This window comes from bacterium endosymbiont of Bathymodiolus sp. 5 South, from assembly GCF_900128535.1.
Taxonomy (GTDB): domain Bacteria; phylum Pseudomonadota; class Gammaproteobacteria; order PS1; family Pseudothioglobaceae; genus Thiodubiliella.
Window position 1 is genome coordinate 1 of the sequence record NZ_FQTR01000229.1, and the last position, 2,144, is coordinate 2,144.

Below are 2,144 nucleotides of genomic sequence, written 5' to 3' on the forward strand. Positions count from 1 at the left end.
TAAAAATTAATGCTACTTCCATTTCTGAAAATAGAGAGTATGGTGGCTTGATTTATGAAAATTCAGATGGGTCTTATTCATTCACTGGACCGATAGCAGGTGATAATGAATCAATGCAACCTCTAAATGCACCAGCACCTAATGGCGCTAATGTAACGGCTTATTATCACACTCATGGAGCGTATGATCCAAAATACGACAGCGAAATTTTTTCTGATACCTATGATGGGCGAGGAGACATTCCTTTTGCAAAATCTCATGAAATGGATGGATATTTAGCGACTAATTAAATATTATAATTATGTTAATGATACAATTACTAGATTACAATGATGAAGGCGCTGTTTTTATTTATTTTTATTTTTATAAATACTCATGTTATGTCTGATATGGATAAAGATATTGATTTTGATATTATAGAAAGTTATAAAAAGCCTATAACAATACCTGCTAAGTATTTAGAAGTGTTTAGTATTGTTTATAAAGATTTTTATTCTGACAAAGATCATGAAGTGGGGCACTATATAGCTAATATATCTGAATCCAAAGATTTGTATATTGTTGAACTTAGTATTCCATGGAATCAACCCATGCTGGGCGGAGGTTTTGGATTTTATCATATAGATAAGCATACTATGAAAATTATTAAAGTTATGTTTTATAAATAATAAGAATAAGGGCGCTACCCTTTATTATGAAACCCAGTAGAATAAAGGATACAATCCAGTGCGTGCAAACATGGTAGAAAAAGCAACAGAGTATCAATATTCAAGTGCTGCTTATCATTGTAGGTTGGTTGCAAATAATATCATTACTGATTATAATATTGGTGTTAATGTGCAAGAGTATGAAGATTACTTTATGATGGGTGAGAATCAAAAAGCATTAGGTGTTTTAAGATGTAATATTTATAAAGGATTGTCGTGTGGCAGTGATTGTTTTATTGCTGATCTTGGTAAGATGATTGGTAGAGATTTTGGATTTAAGAATGTTGGTAGATCTAAAAAAGGGTGGCTTCTCCTTATTTTCTACTTTAAAAATTTCCAATCCTATTTCTATTTCTAAAAATAGAGAGTATAGTGGCTTGATTCATGAAAATTTAGATGGGCCTTATTCATACACTGGACCGATAGCAGGTAAGAAGACATCAATGAATCCTCTGAGCTAATGTAACGACTTATTATCACACTCATGGAGCGTATGACCCAAAATACAACAGTGAATACTTTTCTAATACCTATGATGGGCAAGGAGACATTCCTTTTGCAAAATATAATAAAATGGACGGATATTTAGCGACTCCTATGGGTGTAATTAAGCATTACGATTATGCTAATGATACAATTACTAGATTACAATGATGAAAGCGCTGTTTTTATTTATTTTTATTTTTATAAATACTCATGTTATGTCTAATATGGATAAAGACATTGATTTTGATATTATAGAAAGTTATAAAAAGCCTATAACAATACCTGCTAAGTATTTAGAAGTGTTTAGTATTGTTTATAAAGGTTTTTCTTCTAACAAAAATCGTAAAGTAGAGAACTATATAGTTAACATATCTGAATCCAAAGATTTGTATATTATTGAATTTAGTATTCCATGGAATAGACCCGTGTTGGGTGGAGGTTATGGGTTTTATCATATAGATAAGCATACTATGAAAATTATTAAAGTTATGTTTTATAAATAATAAGGGTACTACCCTTTATTGAAAACCTTGTTAAAATATGTCTTGTGCCAAGACAGGTATATCGAGATATTGGGGACGCTACCCTTTTTTTACATCCCTGACAAAACCCGCTACCTCCACTACGACAACCTCGGCTCAATAGACACCATCACCGATGGACAAGGCAACTATAAAACCCCAACAAATTAAGACAACAATTTAAATTTTCTTATTTCGAACAAGTTAAACTAAACAAAAAAATCGGAGTAAAAAAATGAGTAAAAAACGAACCAAATATACCTCAGCATTTAAGACAAAATTAGTGCTTGAGTTATTACAAAATAAAAGCACCTTGGTGCAGATTGCTAGCAAGCATAACATCCTTCCACAAAACCTACAGAATTGAAAAAAAACCTTCCTTGCTAACGCTGAAATTGCCATGGAGCCATCCAAGGCAGTTAAAGAATAC

Annotated in this window: 7 protein-coding genes and 1 pseudogene; all 8 read left to right on the plus strand. The window is 31.8% G+C overall.

Annotation, left to right across the window (positions count from 1 at the left end; translation table 11 throughout):
- On the plus strand, window positions 1-290 hold a 290-nt coding region (locus BBROOKSOX_RS10305; protein WP_139661672.1), incomplete at its 5' end, for a DUF4329 domain-containing protein.
- Between the two features lie 39 nt (window positions 291-329).
- Window positions 330-668, plus strand: coding sequence for a hypothetical protein (locus tag BBROOKSOX_RS10310; protein WP_218973734.1), 339 nt, complete (start codon window positions 330-332; stop codon window positions 666-668).
- Window positions 669-738: 70 nt separating this feature from the next.
- Complete coding sequence (locus BBROOKSOX_RS10315) at window positions 739-1,065, plus strand: hypothetical protein (protein WP_180323997.1); 327 nt, start codon at window positions 739-741, stop codon at window positions 1,063-1,065.
- Entirely contained in the window at window positions 989-1,168 is a 180-nt protein-coding gene (locus BBROOKSOX_RS12515) for a DUF4329 domain-containing protein (RefSeq protein ID WP_139661677.1), read from the plus strand. The genes BBROOKSOX_RS10315 and BBROOKSOX_RS12515 overlap by 77 nt, the downstream gene beginning before the upstream one ends.
- 13 nt (window positions 1,169-1,181) lie before the next feature.
- Window positions 1,182-1,361: pseudogene (locus BBROOKSOX_RS12520) on the plus strand (DUF4329 domain-containing protein); the annotation flags it as partial.
- Entirely contained in the window at window positions 1,358-1,696 is a 339-nt protein-coding gene (locus BBROOKSOX_RS10330; protein ID WP_218973735.1) for a hypothetical protein, read from the plus strand. The pseudogene BBROOKSOX_RS12520 and the gene BBROOKSOX_RS10330, both read left to right, overlap by 4 nt.
- 18 nt (window positions 1,697-1,714) lie before the next feature.
- Window positions 1,715-1,885: a hypothetical protein gene (locus BBROOKSOX_RS10335; RefSeq protein ID WP_218973736.1), complete on the plus strand. Its 171-nt coding sequence runs from the start codon at window positions 1,715-1,717 to the stop codon at window positions 1,883-1,885.
- A 64-nt stretch (window positions 1,886-1,949) separates the two neighbouring features.
- Window positions 1,950-2,081, plus strand: coding sequence for a transposase (locus BBROOKSOX_RS10340; RefSeq protein WP_139661682.1), 132 nt, complete (start codon window positions 1,950-1,952; stop codon window positions 2,079-2,081).
- Window positions 2,082-2,144 lie beyond the last annotated feature (63 nt).

Bases quoted from the DNA above. Each gene is read 5' to 3' on its own strand.
- BBROOKSOX_RS10340 (WP_139661682.1), top strand. From the start codon at position 1,950: ATGAGTAAAAAACGAACCAAATATACCTCAGCATTTAAGACAAAATTA.
- BBROOKSOX_RS10310 (WP_218973734.1), top strand. From the start codon at position 330: ATGATGAAGGCGCTGTTTTTATTTATTTTTATTTTTATAAATACTCAT.
- BBROOKSOX_RS10315 (WP_180323997.1), top strand. From the start codon at position 739: ATGGTAGAAAAAGCAACAGAGTATCAATATTCAAGTGCTGCTTATCAT.
- BBROOKSOX_RS12515 (WP_139661677.1), top strand. From the start codon at position 989: ATGTTGGTAGATCTAAAAAAGGGTGGCTTCTCCTTATTTTCTACTTTA.
- BBROOKSOX_RS10330 (WP_218973735.1), top strand. From the start codon at position 1,358: ATGATGAAAGCGCTGTTTTTATTTATTTTTATTTTTATAAATACTCAT.